At 58.9% G+C, this 18,038-nt stretch carries 14 protein-coding genes and 1 pseudogene; 9 read left to right on the top strand and 6 right to left on the bottom strand.

Annotation, left to right across the window (positions count from 1 at the left end; translation table 11 throughout):
• The first annotated feature begins 8 nt into the window (after positions 1-8).
• The 4 genes and pseudogenes from CAL20_RS23290 to CAL20_RS25920 form a co-directional block, all read left to right on the top strand.
• On the top strand, positions 9-1,127 hold the full coding sequence (locus tag CAL20_RS23290) for a Fic family protein (RefSeq protein WP_218830730.1): 1,119 nt from the start codon (positions 9-11) through the stop codon (positions 1,125-1,127).
• Positions 1,128-1,317: 190 nt separating this feature from the next.
• Positions 1,318-4,356 carry a type III restriction-modification system endonuclease gene (locus CAL20_RS23295; protein WP_094839157.1) on the top strand — a complete coding sequence of 1,013 codons (3,039 nt, stop codon included), beginning with the start codon at positions 1,318-1,320 and terminating at the stop codon, positions 4,354-4,356.
• Positions 4,357-4,469: 113 nt separating this feature from the next.
• On the top strand, positions 4,470-4,673 hold the full coding sequence (locus tag CAL20_RS23300) for a hypothetical protein (protein ID WP_143277097.1): 204 nt from the start codon (positions 4,470-4,472) through the stop codon (positions 4,671-4,673).
• A 487-nt stretch (positions 4,674-5,160) separates the two neighbouring features.
• Positions 5,161-5,352, top strand: a pseudogene (locus CAL20_RS25920) (SDR family NAD(P)-dependent oxidoreductase); the annotation flags it as partial.
• 21 nt (positions 5,353-5,373) lie between these two features.
• On the opposite strand, the gene CAL20_RS23310 reads toward CAL20_RS25920, so the two are convergent.
• The gene (locus tag CAL20_RS23310; RefSeq protein ID WP_094839158.1) at positions 5,374-5,925 is read right to left on the bottom strand and encodes a DUF2076 family protein; all 552 of its coding nucleotides are present in this window, start codon (positions 5,923-5,925) and stop codon (positions 5,374-5,376) included.
• 537 nt (positions 5,926-6,462) lie between these two features.
• On the opposite strand from CAL20_RS23310, the gene CAL20_RS23320 reads away from it, so the two are divergent.
• The 4 genes from CAL20_RS23320 to CAL20_RS23335 all read left to right on the top strand — a co-directional run bounded on the left by CAL20_RS23320 (position 6,463) and on the right by CAL20_RS23335 (position 11,437).
• Entirely contained in the window at positions 6,463-7,557 is a 1,095-nt protein-coding gene (locus CAL20_RS23320) for a molecular chaperone DnaJ (RefSeq protein WP_094839298.1), read from the top strand.
• Between the two features lie 294 nt (positions 7,558-7,851).
• The gene (locus CAL20_RS23325) at positions 7,852-8,970 is read left to right on the top strand and encodes a Fic family protein (protein WP_094839159.1); all 1,119 of its coding nucleotides are present in this window, start codon (positions 7,852-7,854) and stop codon (positions 8,968-8,970) included.
• 187 nt (positions 8,971-9,157) lie between these two features.
• Positions 9,158-9,550: a nucleotide pyrophosphohydrolase gene (locus CAL20_RS23330; protein ID WP_094839160.1), complete on the top strand. Its 393-nt coding sequence runs from the start codon at positions 9,158-9,160 to the stop codon at positions 9,548-9,550.
• Positions 9,551-9,577: 27 nt separating this feature from the next.
• Complete coding sequence (locus CAL20_RS23335; RefSeq protein ID WP_094839161.1) at positions 9,578-11,437, top strand: DUF2075 domain-containing protein; 1,860 nt, start codon at positions 9,578-9,580, stop codon at positions 11,435-11,437.
• A gap of 179 nt (positions 11,438-11,616) precedes the next feature.
• Here the strand turns inward: CAL20_RS23335 and CAL20_RS23340 are convergent, their stop codons facing one another.
• The 3 genes from CAL20_RS23340 to CAL20_RS23350 are packed head-to-tail and all read right to left on the bottom strand — an operon-like array spanning position 11,617 to position 14,576.
• Entirely contained in the window at positions 11,617-12,393 is a 777-nt protein-coding gene (locus CAL20_RS23340; protein WP_094839162.1) for an SDR family oxidoreductase, read from the bottom strand.
• 34 nt (positions 12,394-12,427) lie between these two features.
• Entirely contained in the window at positions 12,428-13,342 is a 915-nt protein-coding gene (locus CAL20_RS23345; protein WP_094823467.1) for a 3-keto-5-aminohexanoate cleavage protein, read from the bottom strand.
• Positions 13,343-13,352: 10 nt separating this feature from the next.
• Entirely contained in the window at positions 13,353-14,576 is a 1,224-nt protein-coding gene (locus tag CAL20_RS23350) for an ABC transporter substrate-binding protein (protein ID WP_373558316.1), read from the bottom strand.
• 140 nt (positions 14,577-14,716) lie between these two features.
• On the opposite strand from CAL20_RS23350, the gene CAL20_RS23355 reads away from it, so the two are divergent.
• The gene (locus CAL20_RS23355; protein ID WP_256981717.1) at positions 14,717-15,493 is read left to right on the top strand and encodes a Crp/Fnr family transcriptional regulator; all 777 of its coding nucleotides are present in this window, start codon (positions 14,717-14,719) and stop codon (positions 15,491-15,493) included.
• 294 nt (positions 15,494-15,787) lie between these two features.
• Here CAL20_RS23355 and CAL20_RS23360 read toward each other — a convergent pair whose 3' ends face one another.
• Together CAL20_RS23360 and CAL20_RS23365 are read right to left on the bottom strand one after the other, a co-directional pair.
• Positions 15,788-16,762 (bottom strand): Bug family tripartite tricarboxylate transporter substrate binding protein, encoded by a 975-nt coding sequence (locus tag CAL20_RS23360; RefSeq protein ID WP_094839163.1) that lies wholly within the window; start codon positions 16,760-16,762, stop codon positions 15,788-15,790.
• 29 nt (positions 16,763-16,791) lie between these two features.
• Positions 16,792-17,997, bottom strand: a complete 1,206-nt coding sequence (locus CAL20_RS23365) for a mandelate racemase/muconate lactonizing enzyme family protein (protein WP_094839164.1) — start codon at positions 17,995-17,997, stop codon at positions 16,792-16,794.
• Positions 17,998-18,038: the final 41 nt, after the last annotated feature.

The raw sequence follows: 18,038 nt of genomic DNA on the forward strand, positions 1-18,038 counted from the left end.
GGGGCCAGATGATGCAGCCTTATGTGCCCGATAGCTTGCCACTGGATAATCTGGATTACCGCCTGTTGTTGCCGCTGGTTGGGCAGGCCAACGCCGCGCTCGCCCGATATGACGGTTTGTTACAGGGCATTCCCAACCCGGCGGTGATGCTGTCACCACTGACTACACAAGAAGCCGTGTTGTCTTCAAAAATTGAGGGCACCCAGGCAACCGTGGACGAGGTACTGGAACAGGAAGCTGGCTTGCTCAAGGAGGGTGAGAAGTATCAGGATATTCAGGAAATCTCCAATTACCGCCAGGCCTTGTTCAGGGCCCGCGAATACCTGCTCGACTACCCCATTCGATTGGGTTTCGTCTGTGAGCTGCACCGTATCTTGATGAGCAGCGTACGCGGCCAGGATAAAACCCCGGGCGAGTTCCGGCGTGACCAGAACTGGATTGGCCGTCAAGGATGCACCCTGGAGCAGGCGACTTTTGTCCCACCTAACCCCTTGCAGCTTTTGGATTATTTACAGGCATGGGAGCAGTATCTTGACCATGATGACGTGGATTTTCTGATCCAGACTGCCATTGTCCATGCACAGTTTGAGTTACTGCACCCATTCAAAGACGGTAATGGGCGCATTGGCCGCATCCTGATTCCGCTATTCCTGTACCAAAAGCGGGCACTGTCGCAGCCGATGTTTTATCTCTCCGAGTATCTCGAGAATCACCGGGAAGAGTATTACCAGCGGCTCAAGGCAATCTCTGCCGAGCAGGACTGGGATGGCTGGATTGCCTTCTTTTTACGCGCCACCATCGAGCAGGCCGGACAGAACATCGGACGGGTAGAGGCGATCAAGTCGCTTTATGATGAGATGAAAATCGCTATTCAGGAAACCACGCGTTCGCAATATTCCGTGCACTTGCTGGACGCCATCTTCAGCAAGCCCATCTTCCGTACTTCAGATCTGGCACAAAAGCTGGTTGCCGAATACGGCATTCACGAAAAAACCGCCCCGGCACTGTTACGGCAATTACGCGATGCCGGCATTTTGCGGGAGTTGCAAGCGGGCAGTGGCCGCCGCGCCGCGACCCTTTGTTTCCCTCGGTTGATTAATCTGGCCGAGGGGCGGGAGGTACTATGAGTTATTTGAGTAGCGTCAGGACTCCACAAAATCATTTGTGGAGTCTATTTTCAATTTTGCGCTCCGCTAGCGCAGTAGGGGAGCTTGGCAACTCCACAAGTGCCGCCACTGGCGTGCAAGACAAAACGGCAGCTCAGCCGTTTTGCACAGCCGCAGGCTGCCCGCAGGGTGGCATACGGGGAGGTGCGCTATGAAACTTCACTTCGAGCCCAACCTCGACTACCAGATGCAGGCCATTGAGGCCGTGTGCGACCTGTTCCGAGGCCAGGAGGTCTGCCGCACCGAGTTCACGGTGACGATGAAGGCGCCGGTGCCGGTGGGGTCGGACCTGTTTCCCGGCACCCAGCCTGAGCAAATGACGCTGGGCATGGCCGAGTCGGATCTGGGTGTCGGTAACCGCCTGACGTTGCTGGACGATGAACTGCTGAAGAATTTGAATGACGTGCAATTGCGCGGAGGCCTGCCGCCTTCCAGTTCACTGACTTCCGGCGACTTCACCGTGGAGATGGAAACCGGGACGGGCAAGACCTACGTCTACCTGCGCACAATCTTTGAGCTGAACAAGCGCTATGGTTTCAGCAAGTTCGTCATTGTGGTGCCCTCGATAGCCATCAAAGAGGGGGTCTACAAGACCCTGCAGATCACCGAGGATCACTTCAAGGGGCTCTACGCGGGCGTGCCCTTCGATTACTTCCTGTACGACTCCGGTAAGCTCGGGCAGGTACGCAATTTTGCCACCAGCTCGAACATCCAGATCATGGTGGTGACAGTGGGCGCCATCAACAAGAAGGACGTGAACAACCTCTACAAAGAGAGCGAGAAGACCGGTGGTGAAAAGCCCATCGATCTGATCAAGTCTACCCGGCCCATCGTCATCGTGGACGAACCCCAGAGTGTGGATGGTGGCCTTGAGGGGCGAGGCAAAGAGGCTCTGGATGCGATGAATCCACTCTGCACGCTGCGCTATTCCGCCACCCATGTGGACAAGCACCACATGGTGTATCGCCTCGATGCCGTTGATGCCTATGAGCGCAAGCTGGTCAAGCAGATCGAGGTGGCCTCGGCGACAGTGGAGGACGCGCACAACAAGCCGTATGTGCGTCTGGTTAAGGTGGAAAATAAGCGTGGCCGCATCAGTGCCAAGGTCGAGTTGGACAAGCAGACGCCCAGCGGCGTTCAGCGGGTTGAAGTGACGGTCAGCGATGGCGATGATCTTCAGCAGAGTGCTGATGGCCGCGCGATTTACGCTGATTTTCGGGTGGGCGAAATTCACACGGCCAAGGGCGACGAGTTTATGGAGCTGCGTTACCCCGGTGGCGAAGTGTTCCTGAAGCCGGGTCAAGCCCACGGTGATGTGGATGCGCTGGCCGTACAGCGTGAGATGATCCGCCGCACGATTCGCGAGCATCTGGACAAGGAAAAGCGCCTGCGACCGTTGGGTATCAAGGTGCTGTCTCTGTTTTTTATCGATTCGGTGGACAGGTACCGCCAGTACGATGCGGATGGCCAGCCGGTCAAGGGCGTGTATGCCCAGATATTCGAGGAGGAATATCGCCGTGCTGCCAAGCTTCCGGCCTACCAGAGTCTCTTCGCCGAGATCGACCTGGACTCCGCCGCAGAGGAAGTGCACAACGGCTATTTCTCCATCGACAAGAAGGGTGGCTGGACCGACACCGCTGAGAACAATGCGGGCAATCGTGAGAATGCAGAGCGTGCCTACAACCTGATCATGAAGGAGAAGGAAAAACTGCTGTCCTTCGACACGCCGCTGAAGTTCATCTTCTCCCACTCCGCCCTGAAAGAAGGTTGGGACAACCCGAATGTGTTCCAGATCTGCACCCTGCGCGACATCCAGACCGAGCGCGAGCGACGTCAGACCATTGGTCGCGGACTGCGGCTGTGCGTTAATCAATCTGGCGAGCGGGTGCGGGGCTTCGACGTCAATACGCTCACCGTGATTGCGACCGAGAACTACGAGCAATTTGCCGAGAACCTGCAGAAGGAAATCGAGAAAGACACAGGCATCCGCTTTGGCATCGTGGAGCAGCACCAATTTGCCGCCATTGCCGTGACCGGCGCTGATGGGCACGCCGCGCCGCTGGGCATGGAGCAATCGAAGGCTCTGTGGGAGCACTTGAAAGCTGCTGGCCATATTGATGCCAAAGGCAAGGTGCAGGATTCACTGAAAACGGCGCTGAAGAACGGCACTTTGGAACTCCCGGCCGAGTTTGATGCGCAGAAGGCTCAGATTGCCGAAGTCCTGCGCAAGGTGTCCGGCCGGCTGGATATCAAGAATGCCGATGAGCGCAGGCAAGTGCCGCTGCGCAAGGGCAAGGATGGCAAGGCCGTCTATCTGAGCGACGATTTCAAGGCGCTGTGGGATCGTATCAAGCACCAGACAACGTACCGCGTGCAGTTCGACAACGCCAAGCTGGTGACGGATTGCATCGCAGCGTTGCAGAAGGCCCCGGTGATTGCCAAGGCACGGCTGCAATGGCGCAAGGCCGACATCTCTATCGGCAAGGCGGGTGTCGCCGCGACGGAGAAAGCGGGCGCGGCGACTGTGGTGCTCGACGAAGCGGATATCGAGCTGCCGGATTTGCTGACCGACCTGCAGGACCGCACCCAGCTCACCCGACGCACCATCGTCAGCATCCTGACGGGAAGCGGCCGCCTGGACGACTTCAAGCGCAATCCGCAGCAGTTCATCGAATTGACCGCCGAAACCATCAACCGTTGCAAGCGCTTGGCCTTGGTCGATGGCATCAAGTACCAGAAGCTCGGCGACCAGCATGTCTATGCGCAGGAGCTGTTCGAGAAGGAAGAGCTCACCGGCTATCTCAAGAACATGCTGCTGGATACCCAGAAGTCGATCTACGAGCACGTGGTGTACGACTCGACCACTGAGCGGGATTTCGCCGATGGGCTGGAGAAGAACAACGCCATCAAGCTCTACGCCAAGCTGCCAGGCTGGTTCAAAGTGCCCACCCCGCTGGGCACCTACAACCCCGACTGGGCCGTGCTGGTGGAAGAGGACGGCAGCCAGCACCTGTACTTTGTGGTGGAAACCAAAAGCAGCCTGTTCACCGACGACCTGCGCGACAAGGAGAGCGCCAAGATCGAATGCGGCAAGGCGCATTTCAAGGCGCTGGCAGTTGGTGAGAACCCTGCCCGATATGTGGTTGCACGCTCGGTTGGTGATCTTATGGTCGAGGTGGCGAAGGGGTAGATGGCTATCGTTGTCACGCCGAGATGAGACAGCTTGATCAGCAGGCGCCTCAAGCGCTCGGCAACGGATGCTTGAGGCGCAGATTTTCTAGCCACTAGACCGGAGAAATGAGCATGACGCACCTGATGAATCAAACTGGCTCGGCCGAGCCGTGTTTCATCACCGACGGCCCGCCGTCCAATGACCTGCCAATCCCTCCGCACCGGACGATGAACTTGCCGCAAATCCTGGCGAGCCTCACCGATGCCAAATTGGCGAGATGGCCCGGCGACCTGGCCGACGCCGAGCGGGAGAAACGGTGCAAGGCTGGAGGTTGAACGCTATCCGATGACTTCTCTTGGCGTCACATGGTATTTTTCATGGCATCAGGCTTGGCTATGAGCATGGTGCGTTGATTTATAAAGAAATTTATTTGCAAATGACAATCGAGTGGGGATCACCAATAACAAGCCAACCTCTTCTATGACCAAATAGGTAGGACCAAAGTCGCCCTACCTATCTACATAGGCCTATCTGGACTACGGCATATTGGGTTTTGACTGTACTGAAGGTAGTCATTTCGGTACAGTACAGGTACACAAATCAGTTTTCGCTAGTTTCACTAAATTACGATAACCAACTGATTAACAAGTACTTTTATCTACCTCAAACTACTCTTAGCTTCACCCCGCTTCCCTAGACAAGCACCTTCGCACGCCAACTCAAAATCCCCCGCCGCAAGGCGGGCCGGTTCGATTCCGGCCCCGGGCACCACTCAAAAATCCCTAGTATTTACGGCTCTAGGCTCTACCCCATAAACGGGGGGTGGGCTACGTCAGACGAGTATCGCTCCCTATTCGAAGTCCAAGTTTCGGTCTGATTGAGGTAACGCGTGCGGCACTGCCGCTAATGCGGCGCACCAAAAGAGGTCGGATCGTGAGCCTCTCCTCTGGCGCCGGCATCATCGGTATGGGTGGGCACGGCGATTACAACGTGACTAAATTTGCAGTTGAAAGCCTATCGGCTCGGACGTATCAATCAGATATCGTCGAAACCACCACCGTCATCAAAACCGCCATCGTCGTTGACCACGTCTTGATTTTCTTCCGGTGCCGCTGCGGCAGGTTCTTCGGCAGGCGCCTCGGCAGCCTGCGCATCATTGCCGCCGAACAAACCACCCAACAGATTACCCAGCATCATGCCTCCGGCAACACCGACCGCGGTTTGCATGGCACCAGCCAAAAAACCACCGCCACCGGCATTACTGCGGCCAAAGCCCGACGACAACGGCGCCGCAGCCGGAGGCTGCCCCGCCCCTCGTCTACCAAAGTCCGTCGCTGACGGTGCCGCTGCGCCGGCGGGCGCAGACGGATTGCTCTGATTCTGCTCCTGCAACTTTTGCTGCGCGTTCTTCAACGCTTCTTGCTGGATCAGGACGGTCTGAGCCAAATAATAGGCGGACTGGGGGTTTTGCTGAATGCGCTCCTGAATCAGGCGCTCAGCCTCGCTATCCCGAGGCGCGCCTTGACGCTCGACTTCTTCAATTCGGGCAAAGACACTGTCGATGGCTTGACGATCTTGGGGGTTCATAGATAACTCCGTAGCGATTGCTGCAATAAAGCTGGGCAGTCAAGGAGCCCATGCGGGCTTCTTGACTGGCAGACAGGTAGGGTACCGCGCCTTTTTGATGCGCGGGATCTAGCCCTGAAGATATTCAGGTTATTGTAAGCTTTATGCAAACGCAAATCTGCATGCCAACGCCGCTATTGAAAATATCCGCATCCCCGTATCAGTAGGTTGGAGCCGCAGCAGCGTCGATTTTCACGCGCAGCAGGCTGTAGGGTTTGTCGCGTAGATCCTTGCCATCATGGAATCCTGCCTGCCGTTGGAGTTGGTTGGCGATGAAGTACAGGTAACCTTCAGGCCCTATCGACAGTGTGTCTGGCCACAAAACCCGGGGATCATGAACGATGGTCTGCCAGCTGCCGGTCGCGCACGTTCAAGGCCGTGCATGGCGTCACGCCGTCGGAATACTTGCTGTCGGTCAGAATGCGGCATGCCATGGCGCTGATACGCGCCCACTACAATGCCACCTGTTTCCACCGAGGCGGGCAAGACTGTTTCTTTATGAACAAGGCGTGCGGACAGGCAGTCAATATCGTGGCCGGACTTGGCGAGGCGAGACTCTCCAAGGGACAGGAGACATTCAATGCCCTGACCAAGCAGATCGAAGAGCGACGGGCCCGTCTGCTCATCTGGGAAGAAATGCGGCCGACGTTTCAGAAAAAATATGTTGATGGCCTGTTGCCCTTGCAGCGGGAGTCGACAGATCTACAGATCAAGATGGTCCATCTTCTCAATGACGCGTTCGATAACAAAAGCCTGACGAAAGCCGAGCGGCGTACCCTGTCGGATCTGATTGCGGACATGGCGGGCCGTTTGGTCGACGCCTGCGATGACGTGGCGGTCAAGGCAATCTACAACATGCATAGCCGGTCCGACTACGACAGTGAAACGGTGGTCGAGCTGGAAATTGAAAGTCCCACCCCAGACGCGGTCCTCGGCATTGAGGCGGGTGACGATGGCGATTTCGATTCGCCTGATGAACTGCTGCGGCGATTGGATGCCGAGATGCGAGCGCGAGACGATGCCAGAGAGCGAGCCAAGGAAGCGCGACGAGCCGCCCGAAAGCAAGCGTCACCCAAAAAACGTGCCGCTCAGACGTTGCAGGATTCCACGCAGGCGGAGTTGAGCAAATCCATCCGGCAGGTCTACCGTAAGCTCGCCAGCGCCTTGCACCCCGATCGCGAACTAGATGCGCAAGAGCGGTTGCGCAAGACCGCCCTGATGCAGCGAGCCAATCTTGCCTATAAGAAGAAAGACCTGTTGACGCTACTGGCGTTGCAATTGGAGCTCGAGCACATCACCCAGCAGGCGCTGAACGATATCAGCGAAGATCGACTGCAGCATTACAACAAGATTCTCCAAGAGCAGATCGGCGAACTGGATGAGGAAATCCAACACGTCGAACGCGGTTTTCGGCAGGCGTATGGAATTCCTCCCTCCACCGACGTTTCCCCCGACACAGTTCTACGCAGCCTGCAGAAAGCGGTCGTCATGCAGCAGAGATACATAAGCGATCTGGCAGGGAGTCTGCGCTTGTTCGAGGATATCGAACGGCTGAAGGACAGCCTGGGACACATGAAGCGTATGGGACGTTAGCAACATCCCGAGCTCGCCATAGCCCACTCGCACGGTAATTGGGTGTCCTTTGAGGGTGTCGGAAGCGAGTGTGGATGGATAGCGATGCGAGTTAGTGGGGCTTTTCCTTGTTGCGTTGGCACGATGTATATCTGCTGAATTCTTGTCCGTCTGCTGCTGCTCAGTCATATGCTCTTCCGGATGTGGTCGCTCTAATAAATACTGATTGGCATTGTGCGCGGCCCAGACGGTCTGAGGTACTACTTGGCCCGTATCACAGTTGACTATGCGCCGAAACTCCACCACAATCACCGCATGAATTACGGTGAATACATCTGGCAATCGCCGCATTGGCCTGACTGGCAATACGACCTCGCCGCTCTGGCAGAGCCTCTGGCGCTCGTCAGTCGCGCCCAGGGCCTGCTACTCGGCCGTCTGGCAGATGTAGGTATGGCGCTACGTGACGAAGCCAGCCTGGCTGCTCTGACCGAAGACGTCGTGCAAACCAGCGCAATTGAAGGCGAAACACTAAACGTCGCCTCGGTTCGGTCCTCGGTCGCGCGTCGCTTGGGCGTTGACATCGGTGCCCTCGAGCCGGTTGACCGCCACGTCGAAGGCATTGTGGACATGGTCTTGGATGCCACCACCAACGCGATGGCCCCTCTAACCACTGCACGCCTATTCGGTTGGCACGCCGCCCTATTTCCCACCGGCTATTCTGGCATCAACACCATCCGTGTGGGCTGTTGGCGAGACGACGCCACAGGCCCCATGCAAGTCGTTTCGGGCTCTATTGGCCGGGAAAAGGTGCATTTCGAGGCCCCCCCCGCTGACCGACTAGAAACAGAGATGACGCGTTTCCTGACATGGCTGAATGACTCTGCACAGAAAGAACCCGTCCTCATTCGTGCCGGCCTCGGTCATCTATGGTTCGTCACTCTGCACCCGTTTGACGACGGCAACGGCCGCATTGCGCGTGCGATCGGCGACCTGCTGTTGACTCGTGCAGACGGCAGCCCACAACGCTTCTACAGCCTGTCCGCGCAAATTCAACGCGAGAGGAAAGCCTACTACGACATCCTCGAACGCACACAGAAGGGTGACATGGATGCGACTGCGTGGCTAGACTGGTTTCTAGCCACGCTGCTCAAGTCCATCGAACGTGCCCATGTCGTGCTTGACCAAGTGTTCACCAAAGCGAAGTTCTGGCAGCACGCAGCTTCTATCCCGATGAATGAACGCCAGATCAAAGTGCTGAATCGACTCCTGGATGGGTTTGAAGGGAAACTGACAACTAGTAAATGGGCAGCGCTGGCTAAATGCTCGCAGGACACCGCATTGCGGGATATCACCGAGCTACTTCAGCACGGCGTTCTACGCAAAACCAAAGCGGGTGGGCGAAGCACACACTATGAAATCGCCCCTCCTGGCTAATGTCGTGCGACGCACGAACGCAATGGCCGCAATCACGCTCCCAATAGCCGAATCCCAATTGGGCACGTGAAGCTCCGGACAACGCTGCGCAAGCTAGGACGAACACCGGCTTAACGCAATAATTTATCAATATCCAGCAACCGGGTAACATGTCGCGTAAGTAGAAGTACGCATATGGACAAGCCCCGTGATTAAATCTTCCCACGACAGCTCACCAACAGAGCCGCTGATCAACGTAACGCCGCTTAGCAAGGCGCTGGATCAGTTCGCTACAGACCGCGACTGGGCCCAATTCCACTCCCCCAAAAATCTGGTCATGGCTCTCACCGGAGAGGTTGGCGAACTCACGGAGATCTTTCAATGGATGACCGAAGCCCAATCGCTCACGGCTGGCACCAACCCTGATACCGCTCAAGCAGTGAGGGACGAACTCGCAGACGTGCAGCTTTACCTCGTCCGTCTGGCATCAGTACTGGGCGTCGATCTCAATGAGGCTGTTCAAGCAAAACTACAAAAGAACGCAGCCAAATACCCTGCCGACAAGGCCAGAGGTTCAAGCAAGAAATACACAGAACTCTAAAGTCACCATTGCCAGGAGCCCACAGCAATGATCGTCTATGAAGCTGATAAGAAACAGTTTCTACATCACACTGACTATGACGATATTGAAAATGTCATCCTGACCAGCTTCAAGACAGCGACGGGGAAACGCGTCAACAATTCTGAGGTCCGCTCTTGGAGAGAGTCGCTCAATCACATTGCGATGGTGCTACGCGATGACGACATTCCCGATGATATGGGCGTCGCCGTCGAACTGCATATTCCGCAATCGTCAAAGCGAATTGATGTCACGCTGACGGGCAGAGATGACGCAGGCAACAAGAACGTTGTCGTCATCGAACTCAAGCAATGGGAAAAAGCCGCCGCAACCGACAAAGACGCTATTGTCGCGACGTATCTGGGCGGAGGCCAAAGAGAGGTTGTGCACCCCTCGTACCAAGCCTGGTCATACGCCTCGTTGCTCGAGGGTTTCAACGAGGCCGTGTACGACGGCGGTATTGCCATCAAGCCATGCGCCTATTTGCATAACTACCCGCGCGACGGCGTTATAGACGCGCCCCATTATTCTGGATATACGATCAAGGCTCCGCTCTTTTTAAAGGGCGCGAGAGAGCGGCAGCAACTACGAGATTTCATCAAAAAGCATGTTAAATACGGGGACTCAAAAGAGATCCTGTACGAGCTCGCAAACGGCCGTATTCGTCCATCGAAAGCACTGGCGGATGCCCTGAAAGGTCTTTTGACGGCCAAACCGGAATTCGTTCTGATCGATGATCAGAAAGAGGTATTTGAGGCTGCCTTGGCCGCAGGCCGTACTGCGTCGCCCGAGACGCCAAAGGTCATCATCATTGAAGGCGGCCCGGGCACAGGCAAGACGGTACTCGCCATCAACCTTCTGGTCCGGCTGACCAGTTCAGGCCTGCTGGGACAATACGTTTCCAAGAACGCCGCACCACGCGAGGTATATCAGTCAAAGTTGGTTGGAACCATTACCAAGACAAAATTCGCCAGCCTGTTCTCCGGCTCCGGGCGTTTCTTTGACGTTGAACCCGACTCGTACGATTTCCTGATCGTCGACGAAGCGCATCGTTTGAACGAAAAGAGTGGGCTATATGGAAACTTGGGCGAAAACCAGGTCAAGGAACTGGTCAACGCCTCGGCATGCACCATCTTTTTCATCGATGAGGACCAGCGTGTCACGCTGAACGATATCGGCACCAAACAGGCCATTCGTGATTTTGCCAAGGCGAAAGGTGCATTGATCGAGGAATACGAACTCGCATCACAATTTCGATGCAGTGGTTCCGATGGCTATCTGGCTTGGCTGGACAATACTCTTGATATTCGTCCGACGGCGAATCCTGTACTAAATGTCGACGAATATGATTTTCAGGTCTTTGACTCGCCACAAGCATTGCATGACGCGATAGAAGCCAAGAACGGTGAAAACAAGGCACGCGTCGTTGCTGGCTATTGTTGGCCTTGGTTGAGTAAAAAGAACCCTCAGGCTAGTGACATCGTCATTGGGGACTATCGTCGCCAATGGAATTTAGATAAAGACAGCAGTCTCTGGATCATCGCGCCCAAGTCCATCGAACAAGTCGGCTGCATTCATACCTGCCAGGGCTTGGAGGTGGACTACATCGGCGTAATCATTGGCGATGACCTTGTCGTGCGTGACGGGCAAGTAGTGACGAATGCCGAACACCGGGATCGGCATGACAAGACGATTCGCGGATATAAGACGCGGCTCAAGACTGACCCTGATCAAGCACGAGCTGAGGTCGATCTGATCATCAAAAATACGTATAGAACCCTCATGACTCGTGGGATGAAGGGATGCTATGTGTATTGCACTGACAAAGAAACCACCGAGTACTTTCGATCTCGCATCAATGAGATATAGCAGTTTCGACCCGATCCGGCAGATCAATCGGTTGATGATGGGCCGTGGAAGAAAATAAGTGGAACCCGGGCCCGGGCGGCCATACGGAAGAATGGCGCCGCGATATCGCAAAGCCGATCCGCATCGAGGCGCCCAGACTCACTGCCCTGGTATAGCCCGCCTGCCCCGCCGCATCCTCGCTACCCCAGGTATTCGACGTTGCCGCACACCGAGATGCTCTGGCCGCTGATCATCGCGCCCTCGTCCGAACATAGGAACGCCACCTGGTTGGCGATGTCCTCGGGCTGGGTCATCTTGCGCAGCGACACCTTTTCCACCAGCTGCGCGCGCATGGCATCGTTGCTGAAGCCGCCGGCCACCGCGCGCGCGGCGATGATGCGCTCGACTCGATCGCCCGCCACCACGCCGGGCAGTACCGAATTGACGCGGATGCCGGACGGTCCCAGTTCCATCGCCCAGGTCTGCGTCAGCCCCGCCAACCCAAACTTGCTTGCGCTGTAGGGGCTGCGCAGCGAAAAGCCCAGCCGGCCCGCGACCGACGAGATGTTGATGATGGCCCCGCCGCCCGCCTCGCGCAGCAGTGGCACCGCGCTGCGAGCGCACAGGAACGTGCCGGTCAGATTGACGTCCAGCGTGGCCTGCCACGCCGCCAGGTCCGTGTCTTCGAGCCGGCTGGTGGGGCCCGAGACGCCGGCGTTGTTCACCAGCGCATCCAGTTTGCCCCAGCGTTCGGCCAACTCCGCGAACATGGCCAGCACCTGGGCTTCGTCGGCCACGTTCGTGACGCTGCCGCTCAAGCCGGGGTGCGCCTGCACGGCGGCCTGCACCGCTTCCGCAGCCACATCGCAGATGTGCACTTGCGCGCCAGCGGCCAGGAACTTGCGCGCGATGGCCAGACCGATGCCCCCCGCGCCGGCGGTGATCAGGACCCGCTTGCCCTTCAACGATTCGATCATCAGGCTACATCCTTGGAAAAATACCGCGCCGCTCTCACAGCGCGAATTCCGGCCGCACGCCGCTGCGCAGCGGCAACCCCATGATCTCGCGCGCCTCGGCGGGCGTCGCGGGCTCCATGTCCAGCTCGCGGATGATGCGCACGATGCGCTCGGTCAGCTGCACGTTGGTCGCCAGCTCGCCGTGGCGGTAATACAGGTTGTCTTCCAGGCCGACCCGCGCGTGGCCACCCAGCAGCAGCGCGCTGATGTTGGCCTCCAGCTGCGACGGCCCGATGCCGCTGACGCAGAAGATGCTGTTCTTGGGCAGCAGGTCCACCATCATCTGCAGGTGGCGCGGCGAGAACGGCATCGCGTTCTGGAAGTTGCGGTGCACATTCATCACCAGGTTGATGAAATGCGGCTCTTCATCCAGTCCTTCGTTGATCAGCGTCGTCGCATCCTGCAGGATGTGGGTCGGGCTGAACACCTCCCACTCCGGCTTGATGCCGCGCGCCTTCATGCCCGCCGCCAGCTCGCGGGCGCGCGTCAGGGGCGTGTTCATCAGGTATTCGCGGTCGCCGAAGGCCAGATTGAGCGTGGTGGCATCCAGCGTGCACATCTCGGCGCCCGCGTCCATGCCCTTGAGCCGCTCTTCCCACAGGATTTCCCAGGTGCCCGGCGTGGTCTCCCTGACCATGTCGCCGTGCACGCCCCCGCCCGTGGAATTGTTCAGCACGATGTCGCAGCGCTCGCGGATGCGCTGGTTCATGTCGCGGTAGATGGCCGCATCGCAGGTGGCCTGGTCGTCGGGGCGGCGCGCGTGCAGCGCGACCACGCTGGCGCCGGCGTTGTAGCAGCGGTAGACGTCCTCGGCGATCTCTGCCGGCTGAGTCGGCAGATGCGGGTTCTGACTCTTGAACGCCATGCCCCCGGTGGGGGCAATGGTTACGATCACTTTGCGTTTTGCCATGGCGGTTCTCTTATCTCCAAAGGGCGCAGCGGGTTTCCGCCTTGGTGGTGAAGGCTTCATTGCCGTCGATGGTCTGCACCACCTTGAAGTAATCCCAGGGGGCCTTCGATTCCTCCGGCGTCTTGACCTGCAGCAGATACATGTCATGCACCACGCGGCCGTCCGGGCGCACCACGCCGTTCTTGATGTACACGTCGTTGAGCTTGTTCTCGCGCAGATACGCCAGCACCTTGTCGGCGTCGTCCGTGCCGGTGGCCTTGACCGCGCGCAGGTACTGGATGGCCGCCGAATAGTCGGCCGCCTGCAGCGACGACGGCATGGCGTTGCGGCGCTCGTAGAACTTCTGCGCCCAGGCCCGGGTCTCGTCCGATGCGTCCCAATACCAGCTGTCGGTCAGGTACATGCCCTTCGCGGTGTCCAGGCCCATGGCGTGGATATCGTTGATGAACATGATCATGCCGGCCAGCCGCATCGTCTCGGTCAGGCCGAACTCGTTGGCCGCCTTGATCGCGTTGGTGGCATCCGCGCCGGCATTGGCCAGCGCCAGTATCTCGGCCTTGCTGGCCTGCGCCTGCAGCAGGAACGACGAGAAATCGCTGGTCGACAGCGGATGCTTCACCGACCCGACCACCTTGCCGCCGCCCGCCTCGACCACCTTGGCGGTATCGGCCTGCAGCGCATGGCCAAAGGCATAGTCCGCCGTCAGGATGTACCAGCTCTTGCCGCCCGCCTTCACCACCGCCGCGCCGGTGCCGCGCGCCTGCGCCACGGTGTCGTAGGCATAGTTCAGCGTATAGGGCGTGCACTGTTCGTTGGTCAGGGCCGGCGCGCCCGCGCCCACCACGATGATCGGCTTCTTCTTGTCTGTGGCCACCTTCGACATGGCCAGCGCCGTGCTGGAATTGGTGCCGCCGATCAGCATGTCCAGGCCACGCTGGTCGAACCACTCGCGCGCTCTGGCCGACGCGATGTCCGCCTTGTTCTGGTGGTCCGCCGTCAGCAGTTCGATCTTCTTGCCGTTGATCTCGCCGCCCATCTCCTCGATGGCCATCTTGATGGCCTCGGCGCCGCCAGGGCCGTCCGGCCCCGAATAGACGCCGGACATGTCGGTGATGAAGCCGATCCGGATCACATCGTCGGACACCTGCGCCTGGGCCGCGCCCGCGTGCAGCAGGGCACCCGCGATGGCGCCGGCCAGGACAGCGCGCGAAAACCTGCGTCGCATTGACAACATACCTGTCTCCTCTTATGGTTTTTTGGCTCAGGGGCCCCGAATATTCTCGGACTGGCCCCAAATGCGAACAGTCATCATGTTGACAAAGCGCCCTAGGGTTTATACCTGGGCGCCCTCACCACGGCGAAACGGGGACAACCATGCGCGCAGCAGCGGCCGGAACCGGCCATGAACCTGCCAGCCCGAAGCGGCGAGCCGGGCAAGACCCGGTGGAACGGATGCTGGCCGTCGTGCCCTGGTACAACGGCCTGCCGCAGCTCGAACGCGAGGTGGTGCGGGCCGAACTGCGGGTGGTGTCATTGCAGCCGGGCGAACGCCTGTTCCGCGAAGGCTCGAAATCCCTGGGCTGGTACGGCGTGGTGGAGGGTCTGGTGAAATGGTCGTCGCGCGGCTCGGACGGCAAATCGCTGTCGCTGGCCGGCTTCAGCACCGGCAGCTGGTTCGGCGAGGCCACCATGATCCGCCGCGAGCCGTTCGAATACGAAGTGGTGGCGCTGCGGCCGAGCCAGGTCGCGATCCTGCCGCGCGACACCTGTGAACGCCTGTGGAACAACAATATCGAGTTCACCAAGGCGCTGATGATGCACCTGGCGCAGCGCGTCAACTGGCTGATGGCCAGCTACACGGGCAATGTGCTGTTGGACGTCGACACCACCGTCGCCCGCGCGGTCGCCGCCCAGCTGAACGCCGAGCAGCATTCCGGCACCAATGGCCGCCTCAAGATCTCCCAGGAAGAAATCGCCAGCCTGTGCGGCGTGTCGCGCCAGCGCTGCAACACCGCGCTGACGCGGTTGGCTCGGGCGGGCATACTGCAGACCCACTATGGCGGGATGACGATCCTGGACCGGGAGGGGTTGTACCGTTGCGCGAAACTGAACCGCGAGCCGGCGGATCATCCGGCGGACATGCCGGCGTAGCGCTCAGTCTGCAACCACAAGGCCTTTCAGTTTTTCCCGGACACGATGTTCACGCCAATTTGGTCGGCCAGGTCCAATACATTGGCATAGGCATTTCCATCTTTCAACAGGCTACGCGAAGGCGCCGCCTGCGCCAGTACACCCGCAACTTGCGCTGGGCTTTGCCACGCAAGTCCACAAGCACGAGTCCTCGAGCGACCAGAGAGTGGTGGCAGCCGTGTGCCCCTCGATGCCGACACACGAGACAGATGCGCTGGCGCAGAAGGGGCACGCCGGGGCCGTGTTAGGGGCAGATTATCCTGGTTTTATTCCAGCCGTGGTCACCGCCTCGCGCCACACCTCAACTTCGGTAGCCACCATCTCGGCGAACTCTTGAGACGTGGAGGGTTTGGGCTCCAGCCCTTCCCTGGCGAACTGGTCCCGCAGTGTGGGTGCCTGTAGCGCTTGGGACAAATGCGTGTTGAGCAAGCTGATCACAGCCTCCGGCGTTCCCGCCGGCGCCGCGAGGCCGTGCCACAAGGTCGCCGAGAACCCTGGCACGCCGGCCTCCTGCGCTGTCGGGATATTAGGCAGCAGACGACTGCGGCTCTCCGTGGATACGCATAAGGCCTGCAAGCGCCCGTCACGGACATAGGACGTCACCGACGCCGCGCTCGCTAACATGAATTGAACTCGATTTGCTAATAGGTCGGTCAACGCCAGCCCGCTGCTGCGGTACGGCACGTGGGAGACCGAAATACCAGCCTTACGAGCGAACAGCTCCGTGGCCAGATGCGTCGACGATCCAGTGCCCGAACTAGCGTAGTTCAGGCTGCCGGGGTTTTGCTTCGCCTCGCGCAACAAGTCCTCCAAGCGAGTAAAGCCGGTGTCCTTTCCTGTCACGAGTAACCAGGGACCGGATGCGATCAAGCCCACGGCGCTGGTGTCCTTGACGACATCATAGTTCAGTCGCATTACTGCTCCATTGGAGGCATGCGAGGTCGAGAGTAGGACAAGGGAGTAGCCGTCAGGTTGGGATCGCACCACCGTTTCCAACCCCATGGCACCGCCCGCACCGCCGCGATTCTCGACTACCACACTGACGCCTAGCCTTTCCGTCAGAGCGCGTGCCACGACACGCGCCAGGACATCCGAGCCGCCACCAGGTGCATAGGGCACCATCAACCGTATTGGCCGATCGGGATAGCTCGAAGCCGCCCAGACCGGGCGCATCCCCGCGCTAGCCACCATGGCCATGGTCACAGAGAGAAATTTGCGTCGTTCATTCATAGGGTGTCTCCTGCACGCTATTGGAAGCGTTAAGCGAAGCTGGGATCGGACAGCGAGAGCGGGATGTCGCCGGGCGGATGGTCTCCCAAAATGGCTTCCTCGACGGCGATGCCGAGGCCGGGTGCGGTACCTGCGAGGAAATGACCGTCACGCAGCTCCGGTGCGTAGCCGCACACACCGGTCTCGAACAATGGCGACTCGGCGAACTGCTGTTCGACCGCCTCGGTGATGCCCAGCGCTGAGCACACGTGCACTGTGTGCGCATGGGCTACCGGTCCAGAAGGATTGTGCGGCGAGACAGTCACGTTGTGATTGGCCGCCAGGGCGACGATGCGGGAGAATTCGCCATAACCGCCGCAGTACTTGATATCGGGCATGATGACGTCATACAGTCCCTGTGCCAGGAAAGGTAGTGCGCCGGCCGCGCCAATAATGTTTTCGGCACCGGCCAATTTCATGTCCGCGTGATTTGCGTGCGTGCGCAGAGTGCGGATGATGTCGTGCCATTCGGATGACTCCGGGACGGGGCATTCAAGCCAGTGCAGGCGAGCCTCACGCAAAGCGTCGATGAAGCGTCTGGCGGCGGCACCATCAAGGCGCCAATGGCAGTCGACCATCAATGGCAAGTCGGGACCGATCGCCTCGCGCACCGCCAGGATACGCTGCACGGCGCGCCCGACCTCAGCCTCGCCTTCGGAGGACGATGCCGTCTGCGGCGTCACCGCATCGAACGGCATGATCTTGATGCCCTGAAAACCCGCAGAAGCAGCCGCCTTGCAAGCTTCAGCGAAGCCTGTAGGAGTGCGCTCTCTGACACTGCGATTGACGGTCGCGTAGGACCGTAAGGGCGAGCGATCAGCTCCGTCCCACAGATCGCAGATTGGCTGGCCCAGATACTGGCCTGCAAGGTCCTTGCAGGCCTGATCCAACGCGCTCATCACCGCGTTGCCTGCGCGCCCGGCAGGCATGCCGGGGTAGGCCTTGCAAAGCGCTGCGAGGTCGTCCAAAGATAGGTTACGGATCGACGGCATCATGCGCGTCAGGATGCCGCTCATTGCATCTTCATGGGCGCGCAAGGTCAACTCACCCCAGCCGCAGCGCCCATCGTCCATAACGAGCTTGAGGAAGCTCCAGTTAGACCGCGGCGCTACGCCGATCACATGCAGGCCGACGTCCGCGACGCGGTGGGATACTCCTATTTTGCGAGTTTCCAAAATGATTGAATGGCTGCGCATGCCATGAACTCCTTCTCTATATTGTGTTGTGTCCGACGATC

Origin of the sequence: Bordetella genomosp. 4 (assembly GCF_002261185.1) — a bacterium.
Classification (GTDB): domain Bacteria; phylum Pseudomonadota; class Gammaproteobacteria; order Burkholderiales; family Burkholderiaceae_B; genus Bordetella_A.

Bases quoted from the DNA above. Each gene is read 5' to 3' on its own strand.
- CAL20_RS23290 (WP_218830730.1), top strand. From the start codon at position 9: ATGATGCAGCCTTATGTGCCCGATAGCTTGCCACTGGATAATCTGGAT.
- CAL20_RS23295 (WP_094839157.1), top strand. From the start codon at position 1,318: ATGAAACTTCACTTCGAGCCCAACCTCGACTACCAGATGCAGGCCATT.
- CAL20_RS23300 (WP_143277097.1), top strand. From the start codon at position 4,470: ATGACGCACCTGATGAATCAAACTGGCTCGGCCGAGCCGTGTTTCATC.
- CAL20_RS23310 (WP_094839158.1), bottom strand. From the start codon at position 5,925: ATGAACCCCCAAGATCGTCAAGCCATCGACAGTGTCTTTGCCCGAATT.
- CAL20_RS23320 (WP_094839298.1), top strand. From the start codon at position 6,463: ATGAACAAGGCGTGCGGACAGGCAGTCAATATCGTGGCCGGACTTGGC.
- CAL20_RS23325 (WP_094839159.1), top strand. From the start codon at position 7,852: ATGAATTACGGTGAATACATCTGGCAATCGCCGCATTGGCCTGACTGG.
- CAL20_RS23335 (WP_094839161.1), top strand. From the start codon at position 9,578: ATGATCGTCTATGAAGCTGATAAGAAACAGTTTCTACATCACACTGAC.
- CAL20_RS23340 (WP_094839162.1), bottom strand. From the start codon at position 12,393: ATGATCGAATCGTTGAAGGGCAAGCGGGTCCTGATCACCGCCGGCGCG.
- CAL20_RS23345 (WP_094823467.1), bottom strand. From the start codon at position 13,342: ATGGCAAAACGCAAAGTGATCGTAACCATTGCCCCCACCGGGGGCATG.
- CAL20_RS23350 (WP_373558316.1), bottom strand. From the start codon at position 14,576: ATGTTGTCAATGCGACGCAGGTTTTCGCGCGCTGTCCTGGCCGGCGCC.
- CAL20_RS23355 (WP_256981717.1), top strand. From the start codon at position 14,717: ATGCGCGCAGCAGCGGCCGGAACCGGCCATGAACCTGCCAGCCCGAAG.
- CAL20_RS23360 (WP_094839163.1), bottom strand. From the start codon at position 16,762: ATGAATGAACGACGCAAATTTCTCTCTGTGACCATGGCCATGGTGGCT.
- CAL20_RS23365 (WP_094839164.1), bottom strand. From the start codon at position 17,997: ATGCGCAGCCATTCAATCATTTTGGAAACTCGCAAAATAGGAGTATCC.